Source organism: Corallococcus sp. AB038B (assembly GCF_003668955.1).
GTDB lineage: Bacteria > Myxococcota > Myxococcia > Myxococcales > Myxococcaceae > Corallococcus > Corallococcus exiguus.
In genome coordinates, this window is record NZ_RAWO01000370.1 from 1 (window position 1) to 388 (window position 388).

The 388-nt window shown below is 69.3% G+C and carries 1 pseudogene; it reads right to left on the reverse strand.

Features of this window, described 5'->3' with window-relative positions:
* A pseudogene (locus D7Y04_RS43600) lies at window positions 1-388 on the reverse strand (zinc metalloprotease); the annotation flags it as partial.

A 388-nucleotide genomic window follows, 5' to 3' on the forward strand; every position in this document is an offset into this window, starting at 1 on the left:
TGAGCGCGAACCACTTCGAGTTCGTCGTACGGTCCGTGCCCTGGAGCACGAAGCGGAACGGCGTGTTGGCATAGGCCGCGTTCAGCACGTTCATCTGCGCGGTGATCTGCGAGTCCGGGATGTCGCCGTTCGCGAGGCCCGAGCCCTTGTTGATGACGTGGAAGTACGTGGGCACCGTCACCGAGCCCACCGCGCGCATCGCCGTCTTCTGCTCGGCCAGGAAGGCGTCGATGGCCGCGCGCTCCTCCACCGAGGGCTCCACCGTCGCGCAGCCGCGGTGCAACGACGTCTGCTCCACCGCCGGGTCCGCCGGCGACGGGGCCTCCGCAGCCTCCTCGCCCTTACAGGCGGCAAGGCTCATCAGGGCACCCGCAAGCACGGCCAGACG